This window comes from uncultured Algimonas sp., from assembly GCF_947498175.1.
GTDB lineage: Bacteria > Pseudomonadota > Alphaproteobacteria > Caulobacterales > Maricaulaceae > Litorimonas.
This window is the reverse complement of record NZ_CANMJB010000002.1, coordinates 386,660-403,103: the sequence shown is the minus strand read 5'-3', so window position 1 is coordinate 403,103 and position 16,444 is coordinate 386,660. Positions and strand designations below refer to the sequence as shown.

Sequence of the window (16,444 nt, the reverse complement as noted above, 5' to 3'; positions counted from 1 at the left end):
GTCCTGCTACCAGATTTTCACGCGCTCTTCCGGCGGCAGATACATCGCATCGTCCGGGCCGACATCAAACGCCTCGTACCAGGCATCGATATTGCGCACGATGCCGTTGGCGCGGAATTCGCCGGGGCTGTGCGGACCGTTCTTGATCTGCTGCGACAGTGCTTCTTCCCGCCACTTGATGGCCCAGACCTGTGCCCAGGCCATGAAGAAGCGCTGATCGCCGGTGAACCCGTCGATGACGGGCGCTTCCTCGCCGTTCAGCGAACGCTTGTAGGCATCGTAAGCCATGGTCACGCCGGTCAGGTCGCCGATATTCTCGCCCAGACCCAAATCGCCGTTCAGGAACTCACCCGGCAGCGGTTCGAATTCGCTATACTGCGCGGACAACTTGGCGGCGCGCTCCTCGTAACGTTCGGCGTCTTCAACCGTCCACCAATCGCGTTGCACGCCGTCGCCGTCCGACTTGCGGCCCTGATCGTCGAACCCATGCCCCATTTCATGGCCGATCACCGCACCGATGCCGCCATAATTGACGGCCGGGTCGGCATTCGGATCAAAAAAGGGCGCGTCGAGAATGGCCGCCGGAAAGACGATCTCGTTGAGAATCGAATTGTAGTAGGCGTTCACGCGCTGCGGGGTCATGCCCCATTCGTCGCGGTCGATCGGTGCGCCCAGATCCGAAAGCTGGTCGTTCCACCCCCACGCGCGCGCGCTCTTGACCGTGCCGTAAAGATCGTCGCGGTCGATCTGCAGACCCTCATAAGTCTCCCACACGTCCGGATAGCCGATCTTCGGATTGAACTTGGCGAGCTTGTATTGCGCCTGTTCCTTGGTTTCGTCGCCCATCCATTCCAGATTGTCGAGGCCGTCCTTGAAGGCGGCGCGCAGGTTCTCGACCAGATCGTCCATCTGGTCCTTGGATTCCTGCGGGAAATAACGGTCGACATAGACCTTGCCGACGACGAAGCCGAGGCGGTTGTTGATCTGCGAAACGGCCCGTTTCCAGCGCGGACGCTGCTCTTCCTGTCCGTTGAGCGTCCGGCCGTAGAAATCGAATTGCGCATCGTCGATCCTCTTGGGCAGATAGGCGGCATTGTTCGAAAGGAGCGACACGGTCAGATAATCGGACAGCACATCCACATCTGTGTCGGCGAAAACCCGAGCCGCATTCTCGACCGCTGTGTTTTCGCGCACGATGAGTTCGGTTTCACCGTCCAGACCGAGATTGGCGAAGAAACGGTCCCACGGCATGCCACCGGCCATGTCGGACAGTTCGGACTTGGTCATTTTGTTGTAGACCGCATCGCGGTCGCGGCGCTGGACCGGGGTCCAATGACCTTCGGCCAGCGCGGTTTCGAACGCCATCACGGCTTCGGCGCGCTCGCGCGGATTGTCCGCCCCTGCTTCGGTCAGCATGGTTTCGATATAGTCGACATAGGCCGCGCGGATGGTGTCCGCCCGCTCGCCTTCTTCGAAATAGGCGTCGCGATTGGGCAGGCCGAGCCCGGACTGGGTCAGATAGACCCGGTGCTCGTCGTTCTGCTTAGCGTCAATATAGATGTAGGGCGAAACCGGCGCGGACAGGCCCAGTTCGGCGTCCGACATGAGGTCGATGATGTCCTCGCGCGTTTCCGCACTGCGGATGCGGTCCAAATCGGCGCGGATCGGGTCAAGCCCGGCGGCTTCGATGGCGTCAGTGTCCATGAAGGCGTTGTAGAGGTCGGCAATGCGCTTCTCGTCGGCACTGGGATTATCACTGGACGCTGCATCTTCGATGATGCCGCGCACGCGCTTCTCGGCCCGGTCGCTCAGCACGTTGAACGCACCGTAGCGCGACCGGTCCGCCGGGATCTCCGTGGTCTCGAGCCATGTGCCGTTGACATATTCGAAGAAGTTCTCACCCGGATCGACGTTAGTATCCATATTGTCCAGCGACACGCCGAACGTCCCCAGCTGTGCCGTTTGCACGACGGGTTCCGGCACTTCGGCGGCCGGAACCTCCGCTACGGTTCGGTCATCGGCGACAGGCGCAGCATCTCCGCAAGCGACAAGGAGGAGGGCAAACAGGCTGGCGCCTGCGGCAAGGGAATGTCTCATGGGGGGTCCTTCTGCGAATGCGGCCTCTATTCGGCGGGCCTTGGCGTTGCAGACGTGTTGCCGATGGCCGGGGGTTTTTCCAGTTCGAAATCGTCCAGAGCAAGGGCCAGTTCCGGGTCATAACGCGTTCCAAGGGGCGGATATTTCGTTCCGTTCCAGAGACCGCGGAAGAAACGGCTCATATCGACCCCGATGCCGTACATGGCCGGGACCAGCATCAAGGTCAGGAAGAAGTCGAACAGGACGCCGAAAGCCAACGCCACGACCATGGGCTTGAGGAACTCGGCCTGCGGGCTTGTCTCGAACAGGATCGGGACCAGACCGACGAAGGTCGTGACCGAAGTCAGCAAGATCGGCCGGAAGCGCGCCACGCAAGCGTCCAGCATGGCCTGATAGGCGCCGACACCCTTGGAGCGCAGCCGGTTGACGTAATCGATCAGAACCAGATTGTCGTTCATCGCCACCCCCGTCGCGGCGAGGAAGCCAAAGATCGAGAACATGCCGAACGGCACCCCGGTGACGATATTGCCGAAAATCATGCCGACCCAGGCAAAGGGAAGTGCGATCAGGATCAGAAAAGGCTGCGCGTAGGACCGGAAGGCGATCGCCAACAGCACATATGTCGCGATGACGATCGCGATCAGGCTGATCTTGAGTTCTCGCATGAAGTTCTGTTCGATCTCGTCGTCACCGACATTGACCTTGCCCGCCCGTGGATGGCGCATCTCCCATTGAGGGAAGAAGTTTTCATCCATGTCCTTGCGGATCTCAGCGACGCGGGATTGTTCGCCCCGGACGCGCGCGCCCGTATATTCGACCCGTTTCCGATCGCGCCGGTTGATGCGGCCGATGCCTTCCGCGATCTCCACATTCGCGACGGAATAAAGCGGGACTTCGACACCGTTCGGAGCCCGGACGCGCAGATTGTTGAGGCTGTCGAAGCTTTCCCGCGCCGCCTCCGGATAACGGACCATGACGCGCACATCTTCGCCATTGCGCGGCAGGCGTTGCACTTCGCGGCCGAAGAAGGCTTCGCGCACTTGTCGCGTGACATCCTGCAGCGTTATGCCGAGCGTTTCTGCACCCGGTTTCAAGGTGAAGCGGATTTCGCTGGCCGAGCTTTCCAGCCCGTCCCACGCATTGGTGATATCGGGATAGCTTTCGATCTGGGCTTTGAGGTCCAGCAGGGCGGCGCGCAAGTCGTCTTCGTTGGAAGCCGCGACACCGTAGAACAACCCGCCGCGGTTTTGCCCGCCCCCTTCCGTGAAACCGTAATTGACCCGGAACGCGTCCGGGATCGGCCCGACATATTCTTCGAGCTTGTCGGCGATATCCTTGGATGAAATCTGACGCCTTTCATCGCTGGCAGCCAGTCCCAGATAGCCTTCGACCCGCGTGCCTTCGGCAATGGTCCCGGGCTTGTCGATGATCGGTCCGGGAATATCGAAGTCAGCCATTGCATTCGCGTTCAACTGCTCGATGCCGGCATCGACCTGAGCGCGGGCTTGCTTGATGCGTTCGAAGGATGTGCCCTCCGGAAAGCGCGCACTGACTTGAATCATGTCGGCTTCGACTTCCGGGATGAACGCGGTCGGTGCGACACCCGATTGCAACAAGGCGAAAGCCGAGGCCAGCAGCGCGACGAAGACGCTCAGCGTGACATAGCGCCAACGGATCAATGTCGCCACGAACGGCCGGAACACCGTCTTGGCGAATGTCACTAGGCTCTCCGCGATACGGTTCTGCATGGCGAGGAGCTTGTTCGAACTCGGTTCGACGTGCTGCAAATGCCGCAAATGGGCCGGCAGGATGAAGAAAGCCTCGATCAGGGAGAAGACGAGAACGGCGATCACGACGAGGCTGATCTGACTGAAGATCGCCTGGATCGGACCGCTCATGAACAGGAACGGCAGAAACATGATGATGGTCGTGACAACCGCGAAGAAGACCGGCTTGGCGACCATGTAGGCGCCGCCGACGGCCGCGCGTTCGCCTTCGATACCGTTTTCATTGTGCAGATGGATGCTTTCGCCGACCACGATCGCATCGTCCACGACAATGCCGATCACCAGCAGGAAGGCGAACAGCGAAATCATGTTGAGCGTGATGCCCAGGGACGGAGCGATGGCGATGGCACCCATGAAGGCTGCGCCGATGCCGATCGTCACCCAGATGGCGACCTTCGGGCGCAGGAACAACATCAGGATGATGAGCACGAGGATCATGCCGGTGATGGCATTCCCGCCGATCAGATCCATTCGGTCGTCGAACATGGTCGACCCGTCGAACCAGATGGCGAAATTGAGATCAGGCGGAAGCAGCTCGCGAACGTCCTTTTCGAACTGGCGGACCGCCTCTCCAGACTCGGTGATGTTCATCGTATCCGGCGACTCGACGAGAAAGATCGCCGTCGGTTTGCCATTGAAGCGGGCATCGAAATCGTCAGTGTCGAAACCGTCGATGACGTTGGCGATGTCGCGCACCCGCACGGTGCCGCCATTCGCGGTCTGACGGACGATGATGTCCCGGAATTCGTCCGCGGAATTGGCCAGGTTCCGGGCCCGGAGCTGCAATCTCCCGCCGGTCGTTTCCACGGTTCCGGCCGACAGATTGACCGATGCGCCGGAAATCGCCTGCGCAACCTGGGTGAACGTCATGCCGTAACGCCGCAGCGCTTCTTCGGAAATTTCGATCGTGACCTGTTCTTCCTGCTTGGACACTTGGCTGGTCAATTGCAGGCCGGGCAGTTTGGACAGCTCCTGCCTGAGCTGGGTTGCCTCACGCTGCAAGGTCAGCCGATCCATGTCTCCATACAGGGCCAGGTAGAAATCGTCGTTGCGGGCGTCCCAGCGGAAAACCTGTGGCCGGAAGGCATCGGGCGGCAGGTTCTGAATACCATCGACGCGGGCTTTGACCTCGTCGAGCATCTTTTCATAATCGATCCCGATCTTGGTGCGGACATTGACGTTCGCCGCGCCTTCGCGCGCATTGCTTTCGATATAGTCGATCCCGTCGAGACCATCGACAGCCTCCTCGATGCGCACGACCAACTGCTGTTCGACATCCCGGGGGCTGGCCCCTGGCCACGAGACCGTGACCGACATGCCGTTGATCGTGGTCTGCGGGATGAACTCGCGCTGCAGGTTGAAATAACCGAAAATGCCCCCGACGACCATCAGGAACATGAGCAGGTTCGCCGCAACCGGGTTGCGGACGAAATAGGCGATGAGCTTCTTCATTCTGAAGATCCTCCGCTTTCACCTGCAGTGTCCGACGTCTCGCCGTCGGTGTCATCTGACGTTTCCGTGTCGTCTCCATCGCGGTTCTTCATCCAGGCCGGTGGTTCCGGCTCGACCAGAACGGTCTTGGGATCGTTGACGTCCAGAACCTTGAGCGGGATGGAGACGCGCGAACGCTCCATCGGCGACAGCACGACCAGTTCGCCTGCTTCGACCCCCGCCGACAACACGGCCCGCTGCGGATTGGCGTCGATCACCGAGACCGTGCGGATTTCCGCCTGACCCTTATCGTCCACGACATAGATTTCGTCGTCCACGCGCAAGCCGTCGCGCGGAATCACCAGCGCATCCTCGAAAATACGCCCCTCGATTTCGGCATCGAGGAACAGGCCGGGCGCCAAGGGCACGCCATTGTCCGACGCACCGGACCCGTAGGGATCGGCCACTTCGACGATCGCGAACAAGGCGCGCGTCTGCGTGTCGTAGGCAGCGTCGGTGCGCATGATTTCGCCGTTCCAGACCTGCCGCACGCCGCCGATCGTGGTCGAAAGCCTGACCTTGGGCGCGCTGTCGCGGTCTTTCGCCACATAGGCGATTGGAAGATCGACCTTTGCCAGATCGGCATCTGTAAAAGGCAACCGGACCTCCACGATGTCGATGGAGAATATCTGGCCGAGACGCGCACCCGGGGAAACGAATTGCCCGAGATCGGACGATTTGCTCCGCACCCGGCCGGCGAACGGCGCCGTCACGGATGTCCGGGTCAATTGCAGTTTGGCATTGTCCAGATCGGCTTGGGCCGCCTGGAGCGCGGCTTCGGCCTGACGGCGTTGCGGCAAGCGCAAGGCCAACGCGCTGGGCTCCCCGCGTCCGAGGTCTTCATAATCGCGGCGCGCGATCTCGCCTTCGGCGATTTCACGGTCGAGCACTTGCTGCGCCTGGGCCACGCCGGCTTCCGCGCGCACCACGGCGACATTGTAGTCGCTCGGATCGATGCGGACCAGCGTCTCGCCGCGCCGGAAGATGCCGCCCTCGACGAAATTCGGGGAGACGTAGACAACTTTGCCGCCGACCTGCGGGACCAGATCGATTTCGGTCTGCGGCCGCGCCTCGCCTTGCGTGGTGACGGTCAGGCGGACATCCTGCCGCTTGGCATAATCGGCCATCACCGCAAGAGGCGTGAAGGGTCGGCGCTGTTCTTCGGGTTTATCATTGGCCTTGATGACGGCGAACGTGCCGCCGCCGATCACGGCCAGGCCGAGCAACGAGAAGATGACGGTCCTGAAGATCGGATAACGCTGACGCCCGCCATCGGTGTGGAGGGCGGGCGCAGGGTCGGCGGAACCGAGAGTGCGGGCGGGAGGGGTCATGGCAATTCGATTCCAAGGACGCGGACCGGGTTTCTGTCCAAAAGTCCGGGCGGTTCGGCATATCCCGACCCCCCTAGCGCGACGTGAAGGCGGATGCGATTGGCCAGCCGCTCGGCCCGGGCGGCGATCAACTGACCTTCCGCATTGAGGCGCCGGGTCTGGGCATCCAGCAATTGCAGAATCGTCGCCAGCCCCTCCGTATAACGCAATTCCAAGCGCTCTTCGGCCATGACGGCTTCATCGCGCGCGACACGCAAGGCGGCTTCGCGCGCTTCCAGTCGCTGCTCGGCGTCCAGCGCGTTTTCGACTTCCTCATAGGCGGTCAGCACGGTCTGCGCATAGTTCTCGACCTGCACTGCGAGCTGGGCCCGCTGCGACTCGACCTGGGCGCGCAGGCGCCCGCCCTGGAAGATGGGCGCGGTCAGCGATTCCGTCAGGCTGTAGGCCAGGCTCTTGAGGTCGAGCACGTTGCCCAAAGAGTTCAAGGACTGATCGCCCAGCGTGCCGTCGATCGACAGGCGCGGATAGAGCGCCTTGCGCGCGACATCGACGTTCAGTCCGGCTTGGGCGATGCGGCGTTCGGCGGCTATGACATCCGGGCGGCGCGCCAGCATGTCGACAGGGCTTCCCGCCCCTTCGAAATCGGGGAGGCGCGGCAGATCGTCCGGCAAGGCGATATCGGCGTCGGGATAGGCGCGGATTTGCGTCTGAATCAACCGCAGTGTCGCATCGCGTTGCTGCAACCGCGTCTGTTCCAATGCTTGCGCGTTGGCGACGGCGGACCGTGCCAGACGCACGTCGGATGATCCCGTCAAACCTGACTCGAACCGACGCTGTGTCAGCCGCAACGATCGTTCCTGCGTGGCGATGTCATCAGCTGACAGTTGCACCAGCAATCCGGCCTGAACCGCATCGAACCAGCTTGTCGCGACACGGCTTGCCACACTGAGTTCCAACGCAGCGACATCGGCAGCCGAAGCCTGCGCCCCGGCGCCGTCTGCGTTCACCTGGTCGCGAACGCGATTGACTACGTCGATTTCCCAATTCGACGCCACGCCGATATTGTAGTTCGTCGTCCCGGCATTGAAGCCGACACCGCCTTCGGTCCGGCGGACCGATGCGCTGAAACCCAAATCCGGATAGAGTTCGGACCGGCTGATCCCGCGCTGGGCGAGCGCCTGGTCGAGCTGGGCCAGCGTGCGGATGAGCGATGGGTTGTCGGCCCGCGCCCGGGCGACCAGCGCTGACAGGCTCGCATCGTCGAAACTTTCGATCCAGTCGGTTTGCGGCAGACCATCCGGCGCCGGTTCGGCCCAATCCGCCCGCACAGGCACGACAGTGCCGAGATCGACGACGGTGGGATCGACCGGGTCGATGATGCTGGCGCAGGCGCTCAGGCCCAGGGCAAGCGATGCGATGGCCGCTTTGGATGTGTTCCGCCGAGCTTTCATGACGCGTGTCATCCTCATTCCCTGACCCCGACTCGCGGATGCTGGATTGCAACCTTAGGCCCGCTCCGCATGCCGTAGGTGACGGACCGGCACCTGTAGAGCGAATTACTTTCCGCGAGTCAATGAAATATTATCGAAAAACGATAATTCGTTCTGGATCCCTCTTGGTTCAGGTTAAACCGGCCCGCAACAATTACGAGTGGGCATTTGGTCATCTTGATCAAGCCTTTGTGTATGACGGCCATCGTCAACGAGCCGTTTCGATCCTGCGCTGGACGCTCTGAGCCGTTTCGGCCACAAAGGATCCATGGCCGGAGCGGATGCGACCGAAGACGAAAGACGCGATGCGTTACGCGAGTCCGATGTCGTTATCATGTCGGTTTTCGCGATCGTGGCGATCGCGGGTTTGGGCGCGCTCGCCCGGGTGCCGGTCTTGGCCGGACTCGCGGCACTCGCCGGTTTCTGGTTGGCCGTTCTTCTCTTCATCAAGCTGAGCCGGGCGATCCGGTCGTCGCGACCCGACCGGCAGGATGCGCAGAACGAATTTCTCTCCGGTGCGCAGTTCGCCGTCACGCTGACGGATGCCCTGCCGCAAGCGATCGCCGTTCTGGACCGGGACGGGCGCGTCATCCATGCCAACCCATTGGCGCGTGAGCTTGTCGATATCGAAACGCTGGGCCGCCCCTTGAGCGTCTATGTCCGCGACGCCGGAATCACGGACCGCCTGGCCCGGGCGCTGGCGGGTTATACGCCCGAGCCGCTGATGGTGCACCGCGAAGTGCCGACGGAAAGCTACATTTCCCTGCTTTTTTCGGCCGTGACGCCGGTCGAGGACGGGTCGGGCCGAACGATCGTGCTGGTCGTGATGAACGATGTAACGGAACTGGTGCTGGGCAACCAGCGGCGCGCCGATTTCCTGGCCAATGCCAGCCATGAGTTGAAGACGCCGATGGCGTCTATGCTCGGTTACATCGAGACCTTGCGCGGCCATGCCAAGGACGATCCGGACGCGCAGGAGCGCTTCCTCGCCATCATGGCGCAGCAGGCGGAGCGGATGCAGCGCCTGATCCAGGATTTGCTGTCCTTGCGCCGGATCGAACAAGAAGAACACATTCCGCCATCCGAAACCGCGGATCTGGACCTGTCGGTCCGCGCTGCCATCGAATCGGTCGCTCCCCTGGCCGAAAGGCGCGGCGTGAAACTGAAATACAAGAAGAAAAAACGCGCCATCGTGCCGGGTCACCAGGACGAAACGATTCAGCTCTGCCTCAACCTGATCGAGAATGCGACCAAGCTGTCGCCAAAGGGTTCGATCGTCCATATCGTTCTGTCACGCTTCGAACAATGGCAGCCAGGCATTCCGTTCGCCGACGGCCGGCTCCCGGACACGGCCCTGACCCGGACGATCAATACGGCGCCGACACGTCCCCTGCCGCTCTACACGATCACGATATCGGACGAGGGGCCGGGCTTTTCCCGCGCCCACCTGCCTAGGATCGGGGAGCGGTTCTACCGCGTCGCCGGCGACCTATCGTCCAAGGAAAAAGGCACGGGGTTGGGTCTTGCCATCGTCAAACACATCGCCCGGCGCCACCGGGCCGGACTTTACGTCCGCACGCAAGACGGCGCCGGAACCGAATTCTGCATCATCTATCAGGAGAGCGAAGAGGCCCCGTCAGAAACCGCGACACCCGAACCGCAGTCGATTGCGACAAGCGAAACACGATAGTCACGCGACAGTCACAGGGCTGTCACAGGCGAGGACCATAGGCTGGCACGCGAATCGCGGTACCGGCAGGACGCGCCGAAAGGATCCGTCCGAATGAACAGCATGGCAGACCATATCGTCAGTGGCTATGACAGCGATCTGAACGAGCTGGCCACCAGCCTGTCCGATCTGGGCAGCTTGGCGGAGAGCATGGTGGCGGATGCCGTCCGCTCCTTGGGCCGTCGCGATGACGGCCTCGCGCGCTCCGTCATCGAACGCGACGTGTCGGCCAACCGATTGCAGGCCAAGATCGATGGCGACGCAATGCGCATCCTTGCGCTGCGCAACCCCATGGCGACCGACTTGCGCCGCACCATCGGGGCGATCCGTGTCGCAACGGATCTCGAACGCATCGGCGATCTGGCGGAAGGCATTGCCAAACGCGCGATCAATCTGAACGATGAAACCCGGCTCGACATGGCCGACGGCGTCCAGCGCATGGGCCGGCAGGTCAAGACGCAGCTTTCCGCCGCGTTGAACGCCTTCCTGAAGGACGATACGCAGGCGGCGCTCCAGATCTGGATGGCCGACCGCGACGTCGATGCGATGTACAATGTCATCCTGCGTGGCTTGCTGAACGAAATGGCCGGCCATCCCAACCGCATCAACGCATCGACCGCGCTGCTCTTCGCCGCCAAGAACCTGGAACGGATCGGCGATCACACCTCCAACGTCTGCGAGGTCATCTATTTCACCCGTCACGGGCGCCAGCTGATCGAGGACGACACGGTCAGACCCGCCCTTCACAAGCCCGCGTGACGGCGCCCATCGACAAGCCTAGCCGAGAGTAATCGCCATGAAGCCATTTGTACTGATCGTCGAGGACGAGGACGCGCTGGCCACTTTGCTGGAATATAATTTCGGCAAGGAAGGCTACGACACCGCCTTGGCCATGGACGGGGAGGAAGCGCTATTGCTCGCTTCGGAACGCACGCCCGATCTGATCGTCCTTGACTGGATGCTGCCCAAGCTTTCGGGTGTGGAGGTCTGCCGCCGCCTGCGCCGTCGCAAGGAAACGTCCAAGACGCCCGTCATCATGCTGACGGCGCGCGGCGACGAAACGGACCGGATCACCGGTCTCGATTTCGGCGCCGACGACTACATGATCAAGCCGTTTTCGATGCCGGAACTGTTCGCCCGCACTCGCGCGCTGATGCGCCGCGCCAAGCCGAGCTTGCTGGAAGACATCATCCGGGTCGGAGATATCGAGGTGGACAGCCAGGCCTTCCGGGTCAAACGCGACGGCGAATCCATCCATCTGGGCCCGACGGAATTCCGGCTTCTCGACCATTTCGCGCGCCATCCCGGCCGCGTATTCTCGCGCGAGCAACTGCTCGACGCCGTCTGGGGCCGGGACGTCTATGTCGAAGCGCGCACCGTTGATGTCCATATCGGGCGGCTGCGCAAGGCGCTCAAGAAAACGGGCAAGCCCGATCCGATCCGCACGGTGCGAAGCGCGGGCTACGCTTTCGAAGCGGTCGACTGAAGCGTTCCTCGCGTGTCAGCTGGCGCGTTTCTGACGGCGCTCGGCCTGTTGCGCCAACCGGCGGGCGCGTATGCGCTCATAGCTGTCGAGTGAATCCAGTTCGTTGCGAAGCTCGACGGCGATGTCCGATGTCTGCGACACGATATCGTCCAGCGAACGCCGCAAATTGTCTTTGCGCGAGATGACGGACTGCGCGTAGCTGCCGTAGGCGACATACCCTTCGCGGTGTTCGCTCGCATCGACGCGGTCCTCCGGCACGCTGTCCGCCAATTTTCGGATCTGCCGCTCGAGGTCTTCGCGCGTGGCTTCCAGAACCGCGATGCGCTTTTGCAATTCCCCCACGCGGAACCGCGTGCGCTGGATCTGTTTTTCAGACGCCTGTGACATGTCTCACTCCATTACCCACTTTTTTCCGTCCCTTGCCGGGACGCGTTTGATCGTCAGATACACAAGCAGGCTTTCGGTCGCGTGAAGGAACAGGGTTAAGCGTTTCGAACGCACGGGCTCGCACGTTTGGATTGCGTTAGGAGGACTGCAGCGGGACTGAATCGTCCCGGAAGCGGTTCGGATTATGCTGCATGAGAAGGGATAAGTGGCGTTAACTTCCGGTTTACCCGTTTCCATTAGCGATGAAGCTCCATTAACCATGAGCCTCAAAGGCAGTCGGGTTAAGTGAATTGCCTGGGAGGGTACACAATGCGGGTTCTTCTAATCGAAGACGACATGGCGACGGCCCAAGGCATCGAATTGATGCTGAAGTCCGAGGGCTTTAACGTCTATACCACCGACCTCGGCGAAGAGGGGGTCGATCTCGGCAAGCTCTACGACTACGATATCATCCTGCTCGACCTGAACCTGCCTGACATGCCGGGTTTCGAAGTGCTCAAGACACTTCGCCTCGCCAAGGTCCAGACGCCGATCTTCATCCTGTCAGGCACCAACGACATCGAAACCAAGGTCCGCGGCCTCGGCACCGGCGCCGACGACTACATGACCAAGCCCTTCCACAAGGACGAACTCGTGGCCCGCATCCACGCCGTCGTCCGCCGCTCCAAAGGGCACAGCCAGTCCATCATCACCACGGGCGACATCAAGGTGAACCTCGACGCCAAGACCGTCGAAGTCGGCGATCACCGCGTTCACCTGACCGGCAAGGAATACCAGATGCTGGAGCTGCTCAGTTTGCGCAAGGGCACGACCCTGACCAAGGAGATGTTCCTCAACCACCTTTACGGCGGCATGGACGAACCCGAACTCAAGATCATCGACGTGTTCATCTGCAAGCTGCGCAAGAAACTCGCCGCCGCGACGCAAGGCGAGCATTATATCGAAACCGTCTGGGGCCGCGGCTACGTGCTGCGCGATCCGGCCAAGGACAAGATGAGCGCGTAAATCCATCGTCGCCACATCACGACACGAAGACCCTGCCGTTTGGCAGGGTTTTTTCATTGCGCGCTCAAGGGTTTCCCTAACGGGGCTTGACTGGTCGGAACGGCGATAGCCGTTTAGTGAAGGTTCAGACACACCCAGGCAAGGCCGCCCCATGCGAACGACCTCGATCATTATCCTGTTTCCGGCCCTGATATGCCTTGCCGCGTGCAGCGGCGGCGATGGCAGATTGAATGTGGAGTCAGACAGTCCCGCGCCGCCACCTGCGGCAATCATGTATGATCTAGAAGCCAGCGATGTTCGAAGCGTGAAGCGCGGGCGGCGGCAGGTTGACGAAATAGGCGGCGGGGAGATCGATAGCTCGGCCTCCATGCTTGCCTATCGCTATACGTACGGCGTTACCTTGCCCGCGCCGGCCGTGGAACCCGCCATGCGCGCGCACATGCAGCGCTGCCTCGATACAGGACCGGCGACCTGCCAGGTGCTCAACGCATCGTCGCAAGACAGTTCGGAAGATTATTCTAGCGCCTTCCTGTCCCTGCGCGCCGCGCCGGGCTGGCTGGATGCGTTTCGAAACGGTCTGGAAGAGTCCGTGCAAGCCTCCGATGGTCGCATCTCAAGCTCTTCCGTATCCGCCGAGGACCTGACCCGGCAGATAGTCGATGCCGATGCGCGTCTAAAAGCACAGACGGCCTTGCGCAAACGGTTGCTCACCCTGCTGGAAACGCGCGACGGCGAGCTGCAAGACCTGCTCGCGGTCGAACGCGAGCTGGCTCGAGTGCAAGCCCAGATCGAAAGCGCGACGGCGTTGCTCAAGACGCTGCGCCAGCGCGTTTCCATGTCCGTGCTCGATCTGCGCTATGAAAGCCGTAAGCGCGCCGTCTCGACATCGGCCGTCTCGCCCATCGGCGATTCCTTGCGCAACTTCGTGCGCACAGTGTCGCAAGGATTGGCTGCCGTGATCGGATTTATCGCGGTCGCCCTGCCCTGGTTGGTCTTCGTGATCCTGCCGGGGTTGCTACTGCTGCGATGGCTCTTGCGGCGATGGCGGCGCCTGGAACGTTCGGCAAAGCCGGATTGACCGTCAATGAGCGTGGCCGTGATCCCTGCGCTCCATGAATGACTTGGCCATCATCCTGGCCAATTCGTCGTCATTCTCCATATCGCCCACATCCGCGAAATCGACGAGCGGGTAATCGTCCCGTTCCCGAAATGCCGCATCGATGGCATCCCTGTCGAAATCCAGCGCGACAAGGCTGATGGTTGCCCCGTATGTCCGGCGGTAGGCCATGAGGTCGAGTTCCGTCAGATAGGCGATCCGGCCGAATACCGTATGACGGTCGGCCAAGGCAGTGCACCCTTCGCCCGATGCTTCCGCGTCGGGACGAACGGGCGCGAGTCCCGACAGAGCCGCCCAGTTCTGCGCGCCTGTGACACTGAGCAGATCCGAGGGCTCATATTCGATGCCGCGTCCGTAATCGTCGAAGAAACGCGTGTGCACGATGCGGTCATTCGGCAAACGCCGCCAATATTCGGCCAGATCAGGTTCGCGCCCTACATGCAGGACTTCGTTCGCGCGGCGGTAGAGATCGAGCATGCGGGTCTCCCCGCCTGCGGCGATCCGGTAGCGGGCATGCAGAAACGCCCTGTCGTCCGGACAGACGGACGGCACACCGACGGACGCGGGCAGCACGAAAGGAGCATTGCCGACCGCCGCCGGGCTGTCAGCTTCGCTACATGCCGTCAGGATCAGAACTGCGAAGACTGCGGACAGGTTGGATTTCATGAGGGGAGAAAATTCGTGCATTCGTCTTGTCGGCTAGCGTTTAGCCGCCCGCCCGCGTTACCAGGTTTGCGGCCCGGTCCATCACGTGAAAGATGGCGTTCTGCTCCTGCGTTCCGGCAACCAACTCTGCACCCGGACCGGTCGCGTAAACCCCGACATCTTCGCCGGAATGGGTCTCGGATCCCGTCGGCACGAGCGCTTCCTGATGAAAGCCCGGCGCCAGCGTGTTGACCGATGTCAGGTCCTTTCGGCCCGTGTCGATCGGCAAACCATAGGACGCGTCCGGATTGGTGTTGTTGCCCAGATCGCGGAAACCCCGACCGTTGGAATAGGTCACGGTCGTATGCGGTAGGTCGTCGGCGGCCAGATGCGCGTCCGTCTTGCCGACTCGCACGACCTTTCCCAAGATCGGATTGCCGCGCTTGGGATATCCGCCAAGCGTCATGACGTGGCCATGGTCGGCCGTCACGATGATCAACGTCTCGTTCAGATCGACCAGATCGACGGCTCGCTGGATCGCCTCGGAGAAGGCGATCGTGTCGCGCAACGCGCCGTGGGCGTTGCCCGCATGGTGGGAGTGGTCGATGCGTCCTGATTCCACGCTAAGGAAGAAACCGTCAGGGTCGTTGTCGAGCCGCTGGATCGCCGCCGCCGTCATTTCGGCGATACTCGGCTCGCCGCGTACGTCGTTGGCCCGGTCGATCTCGTATTGCATATGGCTTTCGTTGAAGAGCGCGAAAATCTTGTCCGCCGTCTCGACGTTCAGCGCATCGAAACCTGCCTGATCGAACACATATTCACCGGCCGGGTAGGCCGCTTGCCATTCCGTCACCAGATTGCGGCCGTCCGTCCTGTCGCCTTCGACGGAACTGCGGGCGTCCGGCGAGTTGGCGGCCGCGTCGCGCGGCAGGAAGTGACGGCGTCCGCCGCCCATGACGACCTCGATCCCGTCGACGTCGCGCCCGGGGAATTTCGATTCCAGATTGGCTTCGAAACTGACGAGCTGATCGGCTATGTCCTTGCATCCCGCCGTGACGGCCGCTGCCGGCATGTCCGAAATATCCTCCCAATTCCGGTTCGCCGCCTTGGCGTACGTTGCCGCCGGTGTGGCGTGGGTGATTCGCGCCGTGGACACGATGCCCGTGCTCATGCCCGCTAGTTCGGCCAGCTCCAGCGCCGTGACGAGCTCATTGGCCTGCGTGGCTTCGCAGGTTCCGCGCACGACATCCTCGTCATACCCGATCGTGCCGACATCGGTCTTCACGCCGGTCACCATGGCTGTCATCGTCCCGGCGCTGTCGGGCGTCTGGGCATCAACATTATAGGTCTTGGCCAGGCCGGTGAAAGGAAAGCGGCCGAAAGACAATTGGTTTTCCTCGCCCGGCATGCCCTTGTCCTGGCCGTCCAGGATGCGGGCCGCCGTCACGGTTGAAATTCCCATCCCGTCCCCGACGAACAGGATCACATTCTTGGCCCGGCGGTTGGATCCGGCGCGCGCATCGACGGCGGCGCGGGTCGCGGCAACCGTTTTCCGACCGCCTGAAAAATAGCTGTTCGATAATGACGCGTTCAGTTCCGCGGATGTCAGCACAGTACGGCCGGGACGGCAGTTGAAATTCGTCGCGGTAACTTCGGAGTCAGCCAGAGCGCCATCACTATCCGTGTCGATTCCAGAATTGATCGCCGTGCCACCATTGGGGCAATTCGCATCGCCGACAGTCAGTGCGTCCTGACGCACCAGGCTGACCTGCCCCGGCGCACCGTCGGCGCCAGGCGTGCCGGGAGCACCGTCGTCGCCGTCGCAACCCGCGAGGGTCGCGGCAGACGCCAGAACCGTCGTTATCAGCAATTTTCTCAT

General features: G+C 61.8%; 12 protein-coding genes. 5 read left to right on the top strand and 7 right to left on the bottom strand.

Translation table 11 applies throughout. The annotated features are described in order from the left end of the window. Positions 1–6: 6 nt before the first annotated feature. The 4 genes from Q0718_RS04430 to Q0718_RS04415 are packed head-to-tail and all read right to left on the bottom strand — an operon-like array spanning position 7 to position 8,169. Positions 7–2,097, bottom strand: coding sequence for a M13 family metallopeptidase (locus tag Q0718_RS04430; protein ID WP_298914052.1), 2,091 nt, complete (start codon positions 2,095–2,097; stop codon positions 7–9). A 26-nt stretch (positions 2,098–2,123) separates the two neighbouring features. Then, entirely contained in the window at positions 2,124–5,336 is a 3,213-nt protein-coding gene (locus tag Q0718_RS04425; RefSeq protein WP_298914050.1) for an efflux RND transporter permease subunit, read from the bottom strand. Further along, a complete protein-coding gene (locus tag Q0718_RS04420) occupies positions 5,333–6,706 on the bottom strand; it encodes an efflux RND transporter periplasmic adaptor subunit (protein WP_298914044.1) in 1,374 nt (457 codons plus the stop codon). The genes Q0718_RS04425 and Q0718_RS04420 overlap by 4 nt, the downstream gene beginning before the upstream one ends. After that, positions 6,703–8,169 (bottom strand): efflux transporter outer membrane subunit, encoded by a 1,467-nt coding sequence (locus tag Q0718_RS04415; RefSeq protein WP_298914041.1) that lies wholly within the window; start codon positions 8,167–8,169, stop codon positions 6,703–6,705. Before Q0718_RS04415 ends, Q0718_RS04420 begins: the two co-directional genes overlap by 4 nt. Before the next feature lie 295 nt (positions 8,170–8,464). Between Q0718_RS04415 and Q0718_RS04410 the strand changes: the two genes are divergently transcribed. From Q0718_RS04410 to phoB, 3 genes are all read left to right on the top strand, one after another. Continuing rightward, positions 8,465–9,886: a histidine kinase dimerization/phospho-acceptor domain-containing protein gene (locus Q0718_RS04410; protein WP_298914038.1), complete on the top strand. Its 1,422-nt coding sequence runs from the start codon at positions 8,465–8,467 to the stop codon at positions 9,884–9,886. Positions 9,887–9,979: 93 nt separating this feature from the next. Next, a complete protein-coding gene (phoU, locus tag Q0718_RS04405; protein ID WP_298914035.1) occupies positions 9,980–10,684 on the top strand; it encodes a phosphate signaling complex protein PhoU in 705 nt (234 codons plus the stop codon). Positions 10,685–10,721: 37 nt separating this feature from the next. After that, entirely contained in the window at positions 10,722–11,411 is a 690-nt protein-coding gene (phoB, locus tag Q0718_RS04400; RefSeq protein ID WP_298914032.1) for a phosphate regulon transcriptional regulator PhoB, read from the top strand. A gap of 15 nt (positions 11,412–11,426) precedes the next feature. On the opposite strand, the gene Q0718_RS04395 is transcribed toward phoB, so the two are convergent. Further along, positions 11,427–11,798 carry a flagellar export protein FliJ gene (locus tag Q0718_RS04395; RefSeq protein ID WP_298914030.1) on the bottom strand — a complete coding sequence of 124 codons (372 nt, stop codon included), beginning with the start codon at positions 11,796–11,798 and terminating at the stop codon, positions 11,427–11,429. Positions 11,799–12,107: 309 nt separating this feature from the next. Between Q0718_RS04395 and ctrA the strand changes: the two genes are divergently transcribed. Together ctrA and Q0718_RS04385 are read left to right on the top strand one after the other, a co-directional pair. Next, positions 12,108–12,803, top strand: a complete 696-nt coding sequence (gene ctrA / locus Q0718_RS04390) for a response regulator transcription factor CtrA (protein WP_284370134.1) — start codon at positions 12,108–12,110, stop codon at positions 12,801–12,803. A 271-nt stretch (positions 12,804–13,074) separates the two neighbouring features. Next, positions 13,075–13,881, top strand: a complete 807-nt coding sequence (locus Q0718_RS04385) for a DUF4349 domain-containing protein (protein WP_298914019.1) — start codon at positions 13,075–13,077, stop codon at positions 13,879–13,881. 3 nt (positions 13,882–13,884) lie between these two features. Here Q0718_RS04385 and Q0718_RS04380 read toward each other — a convergent pair whose 3' ends face one another. Next, positions 13,885–14,607, bottom strand: coding sequence for a hypothetical protein (locus tag Q0718_RS04380; RefSeq protein ID WP_298914017.1), 723 nt, complete (start codon positions 14,605–14,607; stop codon positions 13,885–13,887). 19 nt (positions 14,608–14,626) lie between these two features. Continuing rightward, complete coding sequence (locus Q0718_RS04375) at positions 14,627–16,444, bottom strand: alkaline phosphatase (RefSeq protein ID WP_298914014.1); 1,818 nt, start codon at positions 16,442–16,444, stop codon at positions 14,627–14,629.

What these genes read in the sequence shown, in the direction of transcription:
- Q0718_RS04415 (WP_298914041.1), bottom strand. Translation starts at nt 8,169, where the DNA reads ATGACACGCGTCATGAAAGCTCGGCGGAACACATCCAAAGCGGCCATC.
- Q0718_RS04430 (WP_298914052.1), bottom strand. Translation starts at nt 2,097, where the DNA reads ATGAGACATTCCCTTGCCGCAGGCGCCAGCCTGTTTGCCCTCCTCCTT.
- ctrA (WP_284370134.1), top strand. Translation starts at nt 12,108, where the DNA reads ATGCGGGTTCTTCTAATCGAAGACGACATGGCGACGGCCCAAGGCATC.
- phoU (WP_298914035.1), top strand. Translation starts at nt 9,980, where the DNA reads ATGAACAGCATGGCAGACCATATCGTCAGTGGCTATGACAGCGATCTG.
- Q0718_RS04425 (WP_298914050.1), bottom strand. Translation starts at nt 5,336, where the DNA reads ATGAAGAAGCTCATCGCCTATTTCGTCCGCAACCCGGTTGCGGCGAAC.
- Q0718_RS04375 (WP_298914014.1), bottom strand. Translation starts at nt 16,444, where the DNA reads ATGAGAAAATTGCTGATAACGACGGTTCTGGCGTCTGCCGCGACCCTC.
- phoB (WP_298914032.1), top strand. Translation starts at nt 10,722, where the DNA reads ATGAAGCCATTTGTACTGATCGTCGAGGACGAGGACGCGCTGGCCACT.
- Q0718_RS04385 (WP_298914019.1), top strand. Translation starts at nt 13,075, where the DNA reads ATGTATGATCTAGAAGCCAGCGATGTTCGAAGCGTGAAGCGCGGGCGG.
- Q0718_RS04380 (WP_298914017.1), bottom strand. Translation starts at nt 14,607, where the DNA reads ATGCACGAATTTTCTCCCCTCATGAAATCCAACCTGTCCGCAGTCTTC.
- Q0718_RS04410 (WP_298914038.1), top strand. Translation starts at nt 8,465, where the DNA reads ATGGCCGGAGCGGATGCGACCGAAGACGAAAGACGCGATGCGTTACGC.
- Q0718_RS04395 (WP_298914030.1), bottom strand. Translation starts at nt 11,798, where the DNA reads ATGTCACAGGCGTCTGAAAAACAGATCCAGCGCACGCGGTTCCGCGTG.
- Q0718_RS04420 (WP_298914044.1), bottom strand. Translation starts at nt 6,706, where the DNA reads ATGACCCCTCCCGCCCGCACTCTCGGTTCCGCCGACCCTGCGCCCGCC.